The 15531-nt window shown below is 32.9% G+C and carries 18 protein-coding genes; 2 read left to right on the top strand and 16 right to left on the bottom strand.

Features of this window, described 5'->3' with window-relative positions; translation table 11 throughout:
- Window positions 1-90 precede the first annotated feature (90 nt).
- From CELAL_RS12710 to tgt, 15 genes are all read right to left on the bottom strand, one after another.
- Window positions 91-516, bottom strand: coding sequence for a hypothetical protein (locus CELAL_RS12710; protein ID WP_013551314.1), 426 nt, complete (start codon window positions 514-516; stop codon window positions 91-93).
- Window positions 491-799 (bottom strand): hypothetical protein, encoded by a 309-nt coding sequence (locus CELAL_RS12705; RefSeq protein ID WP_041557726.1) that lies wholly within the window; start codon window positions 797-799, stop codon window positions 491-493. The genes CELAL_RS12710 and CELAL_RS12705 overlap by 26 nt, the downstream gene beginning before the upstream one ends.
- 277 nt (window positions 800-1076) lie before the next feature.
- Window positions 1077-1436, bottom strand: a complete 360-nt coding sequence (locus CELAL_RS12700; RefSeq protein ID WP_013551312.1) for a hypothetical protein — start codon at window positions 1434-1436, stop codon at window positions 1077-1079.
- A gap of 170 nt (window positions 1437-1606) precedes the next feature.
- On the bottom strand, window positions 1607-2143 hold the full coding sequence (locus tag CELAL_RS12695) for a hypothetical protein (RefSeq protein ID WP_041557725.1): 537 nt from the start codon (window positions 2141-2143) through the stop codon (window positions 1607-1609).
- A 174-nt stretch (window positions 2144-2317) separates the two neighbouring features.
- Window positions 2318-3073, bottom strand: coding sequence for a hypothetical protein (locus tag CELAL_RS12690; protein WP_013551310.1), 756 nt, complete (start codon window positions 3071-3073; stop codon window positions 2318-2320).
- 470 nt (window positions 3074-3543) lie between these two features.
- Window positions 3544-4272, bottom strand: coding sequence for a tRNA-uridine aminocarboxypropyltransferase (locus tag CELAL_RS12685; protein ID WP_148229676.1), 729 nt, complete (start codon window positions 4270-4272; stop codon window positions 3544-3546).
- 358 nt (window positions 4273-4630) lie between these two features.
- Window positions 4631-4795 carry a hypothetical protein gene (locus CELAL_RS22385; protein ID WP_013551308.1) on the bottom strand — a complete coding sequence of 55 codons (165 nt, stop codon included), beginning with the start codon at window positions 4793-4795 and terminating at the stop codon, window positions 4631-4633.
- 192 nt (window positions 4796-4987) lie between these two features.
- Window positions 4988-5218, bottom strand: coding sequence for a hypothetical protein (locus tag CELAL_RS12675; protein ID WP_013551307.1), 231 nt, complete (start codon window positions 5216-5218; stop codon window positions 4988-4990).
- A gap of 188 nt (window positions 5219-5406) precedes the next feature.
- Window positions 5407-5646: a hypothetical protein gene (locus CELAL_RS12670; RefSeq protein ID WP_013551306.1), complete on the bottom strand. Its 240-nt coding sequence runs from the start codon at window positions 5644-5646 to the stop codon at window positions 5407-5409.
- 360 nt (window positions 5647-6006) lie between these two features.
- Window positions 6007-7260, bottom strand: coding sequence for a hypothetical protein (locus CELAL_RS12665; RefSeq protein ID WP_013551305.1), 1254 nt, complete (start codon window positions 7258-7260; stop codon window positions 6007-6009).
- 37 nt (window positions 7261-7297) lie between these two features.
- Window positions 7298-8851 (bottom strand): replicative DNA helicase, encoded by a 1554-nt coding sequence (gene dnaB, locus CELAL_RS12660; RefSeq protein WP_013551304.1) that lies wholly within the window; start codon window positions 8849-8851, stop codon window positions 7298-7300.
- A 167-nt stretch (window positions 8852-9018) separates the two neighbouring features.
- Window positions 9019-9972, bottom strand: coding sequence for an acetyl-CoA carboxylase carboxyltransferase subunit alpha (locus CELAL_RS12655; protein ID WP_013551303.1), 954 nt, complete (start codon window positions 9970-9972; stop codon window positions 9019-9021).
- 58 nt (window positions 9973-10030) lie between these two features.
- Entirely contained in the window at window positions 10031-10924 is an 894-nt protein-coding gene (locus CELAL_RS12650) for a DMT family transporter (protein ID WP_013551302.1), read from the bottom strand.
- Window positions 10925-10961: 37 nt separating this feature from the next.
- Complete coding sequence (locus tag CELAL_RS12645) at window positions 10962-12041, bottom strand: LptF/LptG family permease (RefSeq protein WP_013551301.1); 1080 nt, start codon at window positions 12039-12041, stop codon at window positions 10962-10964.
- 2 nt (window positions 12042-12043) lie between these two features.
- Window positions 12044-13174: a tRNA guanosine(34) transglycosylase Tgt gene (tgt, locus tag CELAL_RS12640; protein ID WP_013551300.1), complete on the bottom strand. Its 1131-nt coding sequence runs from the start codon at window positions 13172-13174 to the stop codon at window positions 12044-12046.
- Window positions 13175-13413: 239 nt separating this feature from the next.
- On the opposite strand from tgt, the gene CELAL_RS12635 reads away from it, so the two are divergent.
- On the top strand, window positions 13414-13998 hold the full coding sequence (locus tag CELAL_RS12635; RefSeq protein ID WP_013551299.1) for an outer membrane beta-barrel protein: 585 nt from the start codon (window positions 13414-13416) through the stop codon (window positions 13996-13998).
- An 84-nt stretch (window positions 13999-14082) separates the two neighbouring features.
- Here CELAL_RS12635 and CELAL_RS12630 read toward each other — a convergent pair whose 3' ends face one another.
- Window positions 14083-15027 (bottom strand): FKBP-type peptidyl-prolyl cis-trans isomerase, encoded by a 945-nt coding sequence (locus tag CELAL_RS12630; protein ID WP_013551298.1) that lies wholly within the window; start codon window positions 15025-15027, stop codon window positions 14083-14085.
- Between the two features lie 78 nt (window positions 15028-15105).
- On the opposite strand from CELAL_RS12630, the gene CELAL_RS12625 reads away from it, so the two are divergent.
- Entirely contained in the window at window positions 15106-15498 is a 393-nt protein-coding gene (locus CELAL_RS12625) for an RNA-binding S4 domain-containing protein (protein ID WP_013551297.1), read from the top strand.
- Window positions 15499-15531 lie beyond the last annotated feature (33 nt).

The raw sequence follows: 15531 nt of genomic DNA, 5'->3' as shown, positions 1-15531 counted from the left end.
GTTCTTATTTTGTCTTTTAAAGTACAACATCCATAGATTTAGTGACTTTATACATCTTTAGATATCTTGTTGTTAATATCAAAATCCACACTACGTTTCTGTTTTGCTGTAATTAATTTTCTTCTTTATAGATTTTTCTAACAATTTGTTTTTTAAAATATCAATTCGATAACCATCTTTTTCAAAATGATTATCGAGTATAATTATATTTTCCTGACAGAATTTATTTAAAATTGATAAGAAATCGTACAACATGTTCCTATTTATTTTACAATCTAAAAGGATTAACTTTTTCTCTTCTGATTCCAACCAGAAATTAAAATTAGTATAATGACCGAGTATAGTTTTTTTGTCTTTTCTTTCATATTTAAAAATTAAAGATTTAACTTTTAGAGAGCTAACTAATATTTTAAGATTTTCATCTAACTCACTGAACCCTATATAGTCGCTTGTTTCATACACGCTGGCGGTCGTAAACTTCTTAGGTAAATTATTTTGAAAGTTTGTGTCTGGCATCTTCTGGATTTTTCGGGCTAATAAAAATCTCTATGGATTTATTGAAGTCTGGAGCGTCTAAACTTATATTAATTTTCGCTTTATACATATATTTTATATCTAAATAGTTATAACTAATTATAGGTTCATACCAGGTTGGCATACTTATATGACCAGTGTTTCCTCCCGTTTCTGATTCCCATCTGATACGTTCCTCAAAATAAAGAATTTCATTTTCCACTTTAATAAAATCTTTCGGAATGCTTGAGTAATAGGTACCGTATATGATTGCGCTAAAAATCAATAAACCGATAATAATGATAATGATGTAAATCAATTAATTGTTTTGTTTAAATTAATTACTAAGACCGAGCTATATGTACTGCCGTTGTAACGAAACTTTTCGTTTCCATCTACTAACGAAGCTAAATCTTATGGACTGCCTGCCGGTGAGGTAGGTTTAGTTTTATTTTTTTGTCTAATGCTACCTCCATGAGGTATAGGGACTCTATAAATATACACAGACTTTTCGATTAAGCTTGAACCCTTTATTGTTTATAGGTTTAGCCATAACACGTTTTTTATTTCAGGTATGCCTTTTGATTTTTTGTTATTCTATTGGATAAAACACCAAAAAAGGAGCTAACCGAAAATATAATTCCGATGAGTAATACTGCATAGATGGCAGGAGAATTACCGATATATCCAATTCCCGTCAATACGAGCCCAATTATTATGTTCCGAACACATTTTTTATAGGTCTTGTATTTTATTTTTAAGAGCATATCTTCGGTCTGAATTTTCTCAAATTGCTTCTCGTCAATTAATCCATCCTTTTTCAATTTCTTTAGGCTCTCTTTTACTTCTAAATAACCGAATTCAAATCGTTCATTTGTCAATAATTTAGACCTGTTTTCAGAAATAATAATGGGTTTTTCCATTTGCAAATAGTCTTTTTAAAAATGTTTCAACGTTTATGTATATGAATGTTGTTTGTGTGTGTGTGTGTAAAGGTTTACAGAAGGAAAATCAGAAGTTAGCAAACAAAGCAACTGACTTTGGTTTAAGTGAAATTAGCATTTTGGTATACTCTGTTCTATATACTATTTTTTTAGGATATCCACGCGTCATAATAAGCTATTACCGTCCAAACTCCATCTGTTTTTTTAAGAAAATAGCTATACCCATGGGCACTTCCAGTAAAATATTGAAAAGATACCGATATAACACAATTTTCATAATCATTATCAAAGACAGGCTCGCTAAGAGTGATAATATGTTGTCTTTTTTTCTTTTTATCATATAATAATTGCGCCTCTTTTAGAGACAAACATTGCATTGATTTAATAAAATCTGAGCCATAATTAAGTTCAGTGATTAATTCTGAATCCCAACTTCCGTGATTACTTTTTGTGGCGTTTTCCTCAAGTTCATTTAAGATTTTTTCAGGTACTTCAAGTACTGTTTGCTCTTTCAAATCTTCTTTGTCAAAAAATGCTTTAGATTTTTCACAGCTGATGTAAATTCCTATGGTATCTTGTTGAATTTCGTAATGAATTATTTTTTTAAAAACAGCATCGCCTGAATTGTTTTGAGAATAACTCCAAGTAGAAATTAATAATAAAATTATATAGCTTGTTTGTCTCATAGATTTGGCATACAAGTATGCTGCTTTTTTAAAGGGAAAATCGAAAACTTATTCAGCTCCTAAAATAGCATAAAAAAAGGGCGAAAATATATTATAGCCTATATTGATCGTGTTTAAATCTAATGAACAAAAGAGTTGTTTTTCACCTCCATTCTTAATTTGACAAAGGTTCTCCTACTGTACTATTTTTAGTTCTCTTCCACTTCTCCAATAGTTCAATAATTCTTTATTAGTGCTTAATTCAACTAAATGAATTTCAACGAAACTATTAAAGACATCTGAATCTTCTATTTTTTCTATTTCTACTCTCCGCCCTCCCATATAATTTGAATGTATTAAATACAACGCCTTACCTTGTTTAAAAATATAGCCTACATGCCCTCTTCCAAATCCAATAAAATGAATTCCTTCACTTAATCTATTATGAATTTCTTGAATTCTCTTCAAATTATCTTCTTCAACTATAGTAATTATTTTTTTATTAAGCGCTAAACTCTTAGCTTCATTAATTGGTGATTGTTGAGCTAATTTATACCTATTTAATTTTAATCCCACATCTCTCAACGTTGTTGAAACAAAATAACCACAAGCTATTTCTCCTTTTTTTGGTATTGATGTATGTCCTTCAAATGACCAAGGCGTATTTTCCCATCTCGGAATTATTCTTTTTAACAATGAATTCTCAAACAATTTTGACGCAGAATCTATTTCTGTATCATTCAAACGTTCTAAATTTCTTTTAACCGAATTTTTAATCTGGCTGTACGTCAAATTTTCATCAGTTTCAATTTTAAACGTACTCAAGTTTAGTTCTACAAGTTCAATTCTCTCTATCGCTTCTTTATCTTCTAAATTAACCTGTTTCTTCTCTTCACTTTTACAGCTAAATGAAATAATGGTTATGATCAATACTAAGAATTTCTTTTTCATTTTTTTTACTTGTGGCTAAGGTTTGGCATATAAAAATAGTGAAATAAAAAGCATATTCTTTATAGAAAGCAAGCTACTTCTCTAAACACAATTACCTCCTACTTCAAAACTTTCGCAAGTATCCTCTGACATAATTTCTTCCTTAAAAAGTATAGTTCATCTAGTCCAGGAGGCAAATGCAGTTAATTTTTCTGAATACTTTTTGTCAATTACAATTCCTTAAATATTTAAGCGATAGTTTTTTCGTTTATAATTACTACCAACGATAATAGTATGGAAAATCTTATGAAGTAGTAAGAGCTATGATGTCATGATTTATGGCCGTAGCTCGTTGCCACTAGCTACTATTCATACTATATTTGTATCGTGTATTAAATACTAAATTCTAGTAACCGATCGCTTTTAATCAGTTTCATTACGTTTAAGCTAATAACTAATTCTCTAACAACTAACATTCACAAAAAAGGCCGCTAACTTTCTTGTTCAAAAATAATATTCCTTTCCGAAATTTTCTTATATATGTTCTTAGGGATAAGCGCTCCATTTGCACTTGAACGATCGTTTTTATTATTTGAGTCTAGCATACATTCTATTTGATACTCAATCATTTTTTCAAAAGGAATAAGAAAACCCTCTGTCTCGCATTGTTCAAAATCACCTTTCTTAAGTAAATTTAAGACCGTATAGACGGACTCAATAGTACTAAGACAAAGAGATGCTGGTTGTTGCTTGATAATAAATTTTGACTTTATTGTATTATCAAAACTCACTCTTTTTAATTGTTGCAAGTTCTTACTCAGTTTAAGCATTTTACGCGCGCAAGGCCATGTGCCATCTAAAATAAAAATGTGCGGCTTATCACTCATAAATGAAACTATTTCTGAACTTTTTCTTATTGATAAGTTAAAATTATCTTCCCCCGGATAAAGCAAATAAGAACAACTTTTCTCTTTAGCGAGTATTTCATTTACACGTTTATTATTTGTAAAATCGACTCCAACGATAATTTCTGAATTTTCAAGTTGAAGCTTAGTCATGCGTCCTGTTCCATTTTTTTCTTTTTTATACTCCTTAGGGTGCATAAGAATAATAAAACGAGTCTTAGTCTGGAAAGGACTAATGTGTTTACAAATACATGAGCTTGAAGGCATCATGCATTTGTAACATTTGATTCTTGGGTTTTTCATTTCTACTTGCAAAGTAATAATTTTTTTCTTGAATTACTGGCAATAGTTAACTATGACAATAAGATTATCATATAAGTACTATCCCTTCCGTTTTAACGCTTAGCCAAGGCTTTTTTGTCTGCCTGCCGGCAAGGTAGGTTTTGTAATAATTGTTTCTATTTTAATGACAGTTTTAAAAGATTTGGCAGCTTCCAGAAAACACGACAAATCAATTAAATATAGCGCTTTATGTTCTATTGGTAATAGCAGATATTAGCTTTGGTATTTATCTCGTTAGTTTAGATATTTTGTACTCGTTTTTCTTTTCAGTATATTCATTTTCACTGATAAGTTTATTATTCAGCAACCAGTTCAATTGATTCATAAATGTTTATTCTGGCAGGTCTGCATCAATTCGAGAATATTTAGCTTTTATTTTTTCCTTGGATAATTTTATGAGTGTGTCTACAAATATTTCTACTTCTTTTTTCGATGGTGAATCCAGAAAAAAACGCAAGTTAACATAACCACCACTTAAAGTTAAAGTGTTATCCATTGGGGCTTTAAAACATGTAATCCCAAGGACTAGCATAAATATTCCGCCCCAGATTAACACATCTAATTCATCGTTCGGGTTTTCATTAAAAAATGGTGTAATCCAACAAGTTAAAGCTACTAAAACAAAACAACTACCAATAATATTTAGTCCCTTTCTAGAATGTGTCTCTATTAATTTTTGATGACCAATTTACTCTATATCAATCGTTTTCTCTTTTGAGCTCAATAAATATTTTTCTTTAATTAGTTCAAATTCTTTTTTTGAGAACCAATAATTTGTGTTAATTTCATTTAAACTATGTCGTTTTTTTATATCAAAGCTAAGGGTCGGTTTATGAAACGTATCGTGAGAATAGTCACTAAATTTCTGGTCTAGCACATAGCCATATTTTGCTTTTATCTTTTCCGATGTAAACGCCAAATTTTAAATTTAGCGTACTTCATCACTATGCATTGAACTTTCGGCTAAGCACAAACGTCCTAGGTTATTAACCACAGTTCCTTGTTATCAAATTTCTATTTTAAGAGACCTATCTTTTCCAATGCTTTAATCTCTTGTTCCAACATATTTAATAAATATGCGCTAAAAGTATTCCCCCAGATTGTTGGTCATTTTTTTAACCAATCTCCTTGTTCTACAAATATGTATACAGGTGGATTATTGCCTTCATTTGTTTTTATAAATTCAACAGCATATCCTTGATGACTCATAATTACCATTGAATCTTTCATTAGTTCTTGTCCATCAAAACCATTTCTGTTTAAAATATTTAAACCAACATCATTAAATTTGTATCCTATTGGTACAATTTCATCTTCAATCCAATCTTGATATATTTCTCCTGACAAGTAAGGGTAATAATAATAATAATCAGTTCCTCTAAGAATTTTTCCACCACTTTTACCGAACCACTTTAAAAATTCTTTAAATGCTTCAGGTATATTTTAGTTATGCAAACTTTCCAAAGTCTTAATTTCTTCTTCAGAACACCCTCTAAATTCAGAAGTAATCTGAGGGTATTTTGCTATAAATTCTTTAGCTTCGTTTAAATACCTTTTCGAATGGGGGATTAATTTTTGTAATGTTTGCTAGCATACGGATACACGTAAATACATCGTTATTTTTTTAAAGGAGGAAAATTTTACACTCTGTCAGCCCCTAAAAAAAAAGAATTGTTTTCAACCTTAATTCTTCTTAAAGAAGCACGATTATGTTTTCTGCTTCTTCTTTTTTGCTGCAGGAAACAAAACATTATTTAAGATAAGTCTATAACCAGGAGAAGAAGGATGCAATTCTAATTCCGTTTTTGGGTCTCCTACTCTATGCTGATAATCTTCTGGATCATGACCTCCATAAAATGTAAAAAATCCTTTTCCCTTTATGCCATGAATATAACGGGCTTCTCCATTGACTTTATTCTCTCCTAATACAAGAACGGTTGGTTTAACTTCCGAACGTTCAAAAGAAGTGGTTTGCCCCATAAACCCCTTTACTAAGCTCGTATGGTTTTGACAAAGCATTGTTGGTATAGGATCCCATTTGGCAGAAAAATCCATCAAAGAGAAATAATCACTCTCTTTATTAATATTTCTTTTTGTGGTCATATCTATAGATGAAAATTCATAGACCAAAGGATTCCGCTCTAAAGTAAAGTCTTTAAACGCAAAGGTCTTTTCATAATTTAATTTAGATTGATAATTTGCATCCGAAGGATCACCATCAAACATAGCCTCGCAAATATCTACATCATCAGAAACTGCTAATGCAATATCAAAACTATCTGTTGCAGAACACATGGCAAACATAAACCCTCCACCAATAACATAATTTCTAATTTTTAAAGCCACAGCTCTTTTCTCTTCGGATACTTTACTGTATCCAAGTTTAGTCGCTAATGCTTCTGCATCTTTTTTGCTTTGCAAATACCAAGGTGCTGCTTTATAAGCCGCATAAAATTTCCCGTATTGCCCTGTAAAATCTTCATGGTGTAGGTGCAGCCAATCAAATAAAACTAAGCCATCTTCTAGAACCTCTTCATCATAAACCGTTTCATACGGAATTTCGGCATAGGTTAATACCATGGTTACTGCATCATCCCATGGTAATGTTCCACTAGGAGTATATACCGCTATTTTCGGTGCTTTCTCTAAAATAACTGCTTCTTGGTTTTTAGACGGACTAGAAATTTCTTCAAGAATTGCATTGGCTTCACTATCCGATATAACTTCAAAAGACACCCCCCTAATTTGGCATTCTTTGCGGATAGCTTCTCCATCTGGCAATAAAAAAGATCCCCCTCTATAGTTAAGAAGCCATTGCACTTTTTGTTGTTTCGCTAACATCCAATAGGTAATACCGTATGCTTTTAAATGATTTTTTTGTGATTCTGCATCCATAGGAATTAGGATTGCAGAGGCAAACATTGATGTAGAAAAAAGAAAGAGAATGCCTATTAAAAGCATTCTCTTTATATTATTTTTAAATGTTATAATTTTAAATTTAGAAAGGGACATCACTATCATCAAAATCTGGCGGTGTTTCATTCATAGAACTACCAAAAGCTTGATCTGCATTTGGAAGGTTTTTAGTGGCAAATGGATTTTCTTCTCCATCATTCATTTTTGATTGAAACTCAAAAGGAGAATCAAAGTCATCTAAATTATCAAATTTACCTTGATTACCAATAAACTTTAACCTAATATTCTCTAAACCACCATTCCTGTGCTTTGCCACAATGAACTCTCCTTGACCTGCAGTCGGTGAGCGTTCATCATCATCCCATTCATCAATCTTATAGTATTCTGGTCTATAGATAAAAGATACAATATCTGCATCTTGCTCAATTGCACCAGATTCCCTAAGATCCGAAAGTAATGGTCTCTTTGTACCCCCTCTTGTTTCTACCGCACGCGAAAGCTGCGATAGGGCAATTACAGGTACACTTAATTCTTTTGCTAATGCTTTTAGGTTACGCGAAATGGTCGAGATCTCCTGTTCACGGTTACCACCACCCTTCTGGCTTCCCCCAGCGGTCATTAACTGCAAGTAATCTATCATGATCATTCGGATACCATGTTGGGATGCCAAACGTCTTGCTTTTGCTCTTAAATCAAAGATAGAAAGCGAGGGTGTATCATCAATAAACAAAGGTGCTTTTTCTAATGTTTTCACCTTCACATTTAATTGCTCCCATTCATGCTTCTCTAATTTACCGGTACGTAATTTTTCTGATGACAAACCTGTCTCAGAAGAAATTAAACGGGTAATTAATTGTACAGAAGACATCTCCAGAGAGAAGAAAGCTACAGGGATATTAGAGTTGACCGCCATGTTTCTTGCCATAGACAGGGTCAAAGCTGTTTTACCCATACCAGGACGTGCTGCGATAATAATTAAATCACTCGGCTGCCATCCAGAAGTTAGCTTATCTACTTTATCAAAGCCAGAAGGTACACCACTTAGCCCTTCTTTATTGGCAATTTCTTCAATTCTCTTTTTAGCCTGAATTACTAAATTCTGAGCAGTTTCTGCAGATCGTTTTAAATTTCCTTGAGTAACATCATACAATTTAGATTCTGCCGTATCTAATAAATCAAATACATCTGTTGCTTCATCATAAGCAGCTTGAATAATTTCATTTGAAATTTTGATTAGACTACGCTGAATATATTTTTGTAAAATGATACGAGCATGAAACTCAATATGGGCAGATGAAGCCACTTTTTGAGTCAATTTTATCAAATAAAAATCTCCTCCTGCAGCTTCTAATTTTCCATCCTTCTTTAATTGCGAAGAAACGGTTAATAAATCGACTGGTTCTGAGGTTTCAAACAACTTAAAGATCGCTTCATAGATAAATCTATGGGCATCTTTATAAAAAACTTCTGGGTGAAGAATATCAATAACCTCATCGATACCTTTCTTATCTATCATCATTGCCCCTATCACAACCTCCTCTAAATCAATTGCTTGAGGCGGAATTTTCCCACGCTCTAAGCTAATTAAATTAGACTTGTCTATTTTGTGACCTACTATCGGACTCGGTTTCTCCATAATTACGAAAGTATGTAATTAACCTTAGGTTAACTTTAAAATTGGATATTGGATGTCAACAGTTCATTAACAATTTACCTGTTAATAAGTTACGTTTTTGTGTTGACAACAAAAAAAATCTGAAGAATTATTTCTTCAGATTTTATAATTGTATGATAAATTAGGAATTAACCGTTAAATACCCCCATGTTGGCGTACTTGTCCATTCTCTTATTTACTAAATCTTTTGGTGATAACTTTTTAAGCTCTTCAAAATGTGTTAAAATTTTGTTTTTTACAATTTCAAAAGTTTTATCTCTGTAACTATGAGCGCCGCCTACTGGTTCTCTTACAATTTCATCAATAATTTTCAACTTTTTCATATCTGTAGCAGTAAGTTTAAGAGCTTCTGCTGCAATTTCTTTATATTCCCAGCTTCTCCATAAAATAGAAGAGCAAGATTCTGGAGAAATTACAGAATACCATGTATTCTCTAACATTAAAACTTTATCTCCTACGCCAATCCCTAAAGCTCCACCAGAGGCACCTTCACCAATTATCACAACAATGATAGGTACTTTTAAGCGTGTCATTTCAAGAATATTACGTGCAATTGCTTCTCCTTGACCACGTTCTTCTGCTTCAATACCTGGGTATGCACCTGGAGTATCAATAAAACATACTACAGGAACATTAAATTTCTCTGCAGATTTCATCAATCGCAGGGCTTTACGGTATCCTTCAGGATTCGCCATACCAAAATTTCGGTATTGACGTGTTTTAGTATTATATCCCTTTTGCTGTCCTACGAACATGAAGCTTTGATCGCCAATTTTTCCAAGACCACCAATCATTGCCTTATCATCTTTTACATTACGATCCCCATGAAGTTCTAAAAAAGTTTCTCCACAGATGGCGTTAATATAATCAAGTGTATAGGGTCTGTTTGGGTGCCTAGACAACTGTACGCGCTGCCAAGCGGTTAAGTTTTTATATATATCCTTACGGGTTTCAAGAAGCTTTTTTTCTATTTGTTTGCAGGTCTCTGTAACATCTACATCACTCTCTTCACCAATAATCATGCACTTATCTAATTGTTCTTCTAGTTCCTTTATGGGAAGTTCAAAATCTAAATATTCCATGAGTATTTCCTGTTTAAATTATAATAGTTGACAAATATAAAACATTAAATAGGTCTGCCTAACTCCTATTTCGTTTTTTTAATTTTCCTTTATTTTTTATTAATCCGTTTGCGACTACTGTGCTCAAAATCAGTAATGCTCCAAAATAAAATAGCGGATTCATTTTTTCACTCTCCCCTAAAAAGACAAAGGCAAGCAGAATTCCATATACAGGCTCTAGGTTTACGGTAAGCATTACGGTATAAGGCGTTAGCACTTTCATAACACGCACAGATGCTATGAATGCATATGCGGTACATATAGAGGCTAGAATAAAAAGGTAGATCCAATCATTCTTAGATACTTGAAAAAAACTGGCATCAAAATCGCCACGAATTGCTAAATAAACCGTAATAAACAAGACTCCTGCCCCAAGTTCATAAAAAGAGATAACACTAGGCCTATGCGACTGAATGAGTTTGCCATTTGCAATAGAAAAGATAGCTGCTAATAATGCAGAGATTAAGGCTAAAACAATTCCTTCAATATATTCTGTTTCTACATTAAAAATAATGTACAACCCAATCACGACCACAATACCAAAAACAATCTCATACCAGATCATTTTCCGCTTGTATATAAAAGGCTCGATGATTGCTGTGAATAGTGCTCCGGTAGATAAGGTGGCTAAAGCAATAGAAACATTAGAGACCTTTATCGCCTTAAAAAATGTAAGCCAATGCAGTGCTATTATTATCCCAACAACAGCCATTTTAGCAATCTGTTTTGGTGCAATCTTTAATGAAAACTTGTTTATAGCAATAAATACAGCGATTAGCAGTACTGCTATGCCCATTCGATACCATACCAGCGGTAAAGCATCAATAGTTATCAGCTTTCCTAAGACCGCTGTAAATCCCCAAATAAAAATAATAAAATGTAAATGAAGGTAATTCTTTAGCCTATCTGTCATTGCGCTAATGTAATAGAAAGGTGATTATTTTACTAAATTATCTTTTGGCTTTTTGCAATAAATAAAATGCTAGAAAACCGAATAAAACATTGGGTACAATTACCGCTAACAATGGTGAAAAACCAGACTGCTCTGCCAAAGTACCAAAAACACGATCAAAAAATATATAAACAAAGGCTACCAAAATACCGAAAGCTAAATTTACCCCCATACCCCCTCTACGCTTTTGAGAAGATACTGCTACTGCAATAAGCGTTAATATAAACGCAGTTATTGGCATAGTCCAACGCTTATATTTAACCAATATATAGGTATTAATGTTTGATGCTCCCTTACGTTTCTCATTAGCTATAAACTCATTCAACTCGAATAAATTTTTAGTCTCCGCTACATAAGACACAGGTGTTAAATCATTTATTTTAAATGGAAATACGGTATCTAACCTTCTTTTAGTCTCTAGAATCTCAGTATCACCCTTTAGAGTTCTTTTCACATAAGACGTAAGTCTGTAAATAGAATCTGCTTCTATCCACCTAATATTTGCCGCTGACAGCTTGTATTCTAATACGTTATCTTTATTAAAATGCTCCATGGAAAAATTGTATCCTATATCTCTAGTGGGATCAAATCTACTTACATAAATAAAATCATTAGCATTCAATTGATTAAAAATATTTTCGGTAACCCGGTCTTGTTTACCTTTTTTTAAGTACTTGAACTTAAATTCATTAAACCCCTTACTTGCATTAGGTACAATAAACATGCCCATTAAAAGCATAAACGCAGCCACAATAACCGCACCCATAAGATAAGGTCTAAGAAAACGACCATAGGAAATACCAGAACTTAGCATGGCTACAATTTCAGTATTACCTGCTAGTTTTGACGTAAAAAAGATGACAGAAAGAAATAGAAAAATAGGTAGTAGCATGCTCCCTATATAGATAGAAAAATTACCTAGATACATTAATATCTCGTTTAATGGCGCCTCATTATCTTGCATTTTATTGTATTGCTCAGATAAGTGTACCATTATCCCGATTGGGATAAATAATAATAACATTACAGAAAATGTTACTAAATAACGCTTTAATATGTATTTATCTAAAATGGTCAAGGCTATAGTCTTTTATCCATTTGTTTTACCATTTTGTTTTTCCATTCGGTAAAATCTCCTGCTAAGATATGTTTTCTTGCTTCACGAGTTAACCATAAATAGAATCCTAAATTATGAATGGTAGCAATTTGTTTCCCTAGATATTCATTGGCCGCAAATAAATGACGTAAATATGCCTTTGAATATTCTGTATCTACAAATGTTATTGCCATTTCATCTACCGGAGAAAAATCATCCTCCCATTTTTTATTCTTTATATTAATAGTTCCGTGTGCTGTAAACAACATTCCGTTTCTAGCATTACGCGTTGGCATTACGCAATCGAACATATCAATTCCTAAAGCTATATTTTCCAATATATTTATAGGCGTTCCTACCCCCATTAAATACCTTGGCTTGTCTTCTGGTAATATTTCACAAACCACTTCGGTCATGGCATACATTTCATCTGCTGGCTCCCCTACAGATAAACCGCCAATAGCATTCCCTTCTGCCCCAACTCCTGCAATATATTCTGCAGATTGACGTCTTAAATCTTTATAGGTTGATCCTTGTACAATCGGAAAAAAAGATTGACTATAATCATACTTATAAGGAAGCTTCTCTAAATGCTTAATACAACGTTCTAACCAACGGTGGGTCATATGCATGGAACGTTGGGCATATTTATAATCACAAGGGTAAGGTGTACACTCATCAAATGCCATGATAATATCTGCTCCTATGATACGCTGAACTTCCATTACACTTTCTGGAGTAAACGTATGGTACGAACCATCTATGTGTGATTTAAACTTTACGCCTTCTTCTTTTATCTTTCTATTATCAGATAAGGAGTATACTTGATACCCTCCACTATCGGTTAAGATATTTCTATCCCAGCCCATAAATTTATGGAGTCCACCTGCTTTTTCTAAAATTTGAGTCTTAGGACGCAAGTATAAATGATAGGTATTCCCTAAAATAATATCTGGGTTTATTTCTTCTTTAAGCTCTTTCTGATGCACTCCTTTTACAGAGGCAACAGTACCAACAGGCATAAAAATTGGAGTTTCAATTTTCCCATGATCAGTGATCATTTCTCCTGCTCTAGCTTTACTATGTGGATCGGTATACTTTAGTGTAAATTTCAAATCGTCTATTAAATTAGCGCAAATATAGTTAACTCGACAAGGATATTACTTAAGAAAAAAATAAAGTTGAGATTATTGAATACAAAATTAGAAACAACTAAAATTCTGCTCCTAAAAATTTAACAAGGTCTTATAAATTAAAAAACAATAAAGCCCCGCGCTAATCGTTCATGGAGATGAGAACAAACAAGAATTGGTATTATTATTGATACTATTCTTGTTTTTAAACTATAGAAAACATGAAAAAAACAATTTTAACAGCAATACTGGCCTTGATAGGCGGTATAGCAATGGCACAAACAGAGCCTGGTTTTGGAATTAAAGCAGGTCTAAACTATGGCGCTAATGGCGATTATTTCGATGCTGCAGAAGATGCATACAAAAACCCAGACGGCAACGTTGGCTACCATGTGGGTGTTTTTGGGAAATTTGGAGACAAAATTTATTTTAGACCAGAACTAGTCTACACCAAAACAAAGTCTGATTATGAAAATAATAGTTTGGACATGTCTAAGCTAGATGCACCGCTATTAGTAGGATTTAATGTTATTGGCCCCTTAACCGTATTTGCTGGCCCATCATTACAATATATACTAGATACCGATTATGATGGCATCACCTTTGGAGATGTTAAAAATGATTTTACTGTTGGCCTTAACATAGGCGCAGGTGTTAATCTAGGAAAGATTGGTATTGATCTACGTTACGAACGTGGTTTTTCTAAAAATGAAATAACTGCTATCAACAATAACAATATATTAAGTGCAGATAGAATAGATACGAGACCAGATCAAATAATCTTGAGTCTATCTTTAAAGATCTAAATCTCCTGACGAATTAAAAACGCATAAAAAAACCTGAAAGCTACATGTAGTTTTCAGGTTTTTAAATTTTATATGTTTTTGATGTTATTTTGTATCAGGATCTAAGTGATCTGGAATACCGTCATTATCAGTATCTCTAAAAACAACTTCACCATTTACAATATCTATTTCTTCACTGGTTGGCGTATTATCACCGTCGTCATCTGGATCTAAATAATTGGGTATAAACACAAAAGCTTTTTCTTCATCTACTGAATCTGTATTGTCATTATTTAACCTACCATCTCCATCTACATCTTCTAAATACGATGGGATACCATCATTATCATGATCTGTCTGATTAACCGCTAAGAGATCAATCTTAAAAAAGATTGGAGAATATGCTGGTATGTTCGTTTGTGGAGCTGAATAATAAGCAAGCGCTGAAGGCATAAAAATTAAACCAATACCATAATTAGCGACCTCGACAGTACCATCTTCATTTACAAAACCTTGCTCCCCAGCTTTAAATGCTGTAATACCTTGAGAAAAACCAGTAACTAAACTTGGTAAATTGAACCAAATTGGTGCCGTAGAAGAATCAAAAATAGTCCCATCTAGCAGCTCTCCTTGATACCTTACAAAGGTAGAATCTGCAAAAGTAGGAGATGGACCCGATCCTTGTCTAGCAATTAAATAATACAACTTATGATCTATTTCTTCATCACCCTCTGTAATTCCGACATTTTCAGACTTTACAGTAACCGTCTTAAAACCAAAACCTTCACTATCTAGTAATGACGTCTTAGTACTGTTACCTCCTGAAATTGTATCAATTACTATTTCGTAATCAAAATCTTCCGCAGGATTTTCAAAATCTTCGTAGTTATAAAAATGCGTTAAAAAATAGGCCTGAAGTGCTGCTTCATCATCTACAATTATCTCACTAAGATCTGTTGGTGGAGCAACAACGATAGCATCATCATCTTTCTTACAAGAAATGAAAATTAAGGTAATTGCTAAAAAATAAAATATACTTTTGATGTTCATCCATTTAATTTTAAGTCTCGCAAGATACAATTTTCCCCTATTTTTGTAGAAAAGATTAAGAAAGAATTATAACTGTTTATGCGTATAGATAAATACCTATGGTGTATTAGATACTTTAAGACCAGAAATATAGGAACAGAGGCTTGTAAAAAAGGCCATGTTAAACTCAATGGCGCTGCAGCAAAACCATCTAAAGATGTTTTACCGATGGATAAAATAATTGTACGCAAAAACCAAATTAACTATGAGCTTACCGTTTTAGACGTTCCTCCAAACAGAGTTGGCGCTAAACTGGTTGATATGTACCGGAAAGATACCACGCCCGCTGCTGCTTTTGAAAACAATGAACTACTTAAGTATTCTAAAGATTACTATAGAAAGAAAGGAACAGGAAGACCTACTAAAAAAGACAGAAGAGATATTGATGGATATATTGATGATACTTCTGAAACTAAAAATAATGAAGAATAAAGAAGTGTTTCTTTATCTTTGAATTGAAAATTT

It is taken from the genome of Cellulophaga algicola DSM 14237, from assembly GCF_000186265.1.
In the GTDB taxonomy this organism is placed as follows: domain Bacteria; phylum Bacteroidota; class Bacteroidia; order Flavobacteriales; family Flavobacteriaceae; genus Cellulophaga; species Cellulophaga algicola.
This window is presented reverse-complemented; position numbering and strand designations above follow the sequence as displayed.

Excerpts from the sequence above, each read along its gene's own strand:
- CELAL_RS12655 (WP_013551303.1), bottom strand. The coding sequence starts at position 9,972 with ATGGAATATTTAGATTTTGAACTTCCCATAAAGGAACTAGAAGAACAA.
- CELAL_RS12650 (WP_013551302.1), bottom strand. The coding sequence starts at position 10,924 with ATGACAGATAGGCTAAAGAATTACCTTCATTTACATTTTATTATTTTT.
- CELAL_RS12625 (WP_013551297.1), top strand. The coding sequence starts at position 15,106 with ATGCGTATAGATAAATACCTATGGTGTATTAGATACTTTAAGACCAGA.
- CELAL_RS12665 (WP_013551305.1), bottom strand. The coding sequence starts at position 7,260 with ATGCTTTTAATAGGCATTCTCTTTCTTTTTTCTACATCAATGTTTGCC.
- CELAL_RS12710 (WP_013551314.1), bottom strand. The coding sequence starts at position 516 with ATGCCAGACACAAACTTTCAAAATAATTTACCTAAGAAGTTTACGACC.
- CELAL_RS12700 (WP_013551312.1), bottom strand. The coding sequence starts at position 1,436 with ATGGAAAAACCCATTATTATTTCTGAAAACAGGTCTAAATTATTGACA.
- CELAL_RS22385 (WP_013551308.1), bottom strand. The coding sequence starts at position 4,795 with ATGGATAACACTTTAACTTTAAGTGGTGGTTATGTTAACTTGCGTTTT.
- CELAL_RS12635 (WP_013551299.1), top strand. The coding sequence starts at position 13,414 with ATGAAAAAAACAATTTTAACAGCAATACTGGCCTTGATAGGCGGTATA.
- dnaB (WP_013551304.1), bottom strand. The coding sequence starts at position 8,851 with ATGGAGAAACCGAGTCCGATAGTAGGTCACAAAATAGACAAGTCTAAT.
- CELAL_RS12695 (WP_041557725.1), bottom strand. The coding sequence starts at position 2,143 with ATGAGACAAACAAGCTATATAATTTTATTATTAATTTCTACTTGGAGT.
- CELAL_RS12690 (WP_013551310.1), bottom strand. The coding sequence starts at position 3,073 with ATGAAAAAGAAATTCTTAGTATTGATCATAACCATTATTTCATTTAGC.
- CELAL_RS12630 (WP_013551298.1), bottom strand. The coding sequence starts at position 15,027 with ATGAACATCAAAAGTATATTTTATTTTTTAGCAATTACCTTAATTTTC.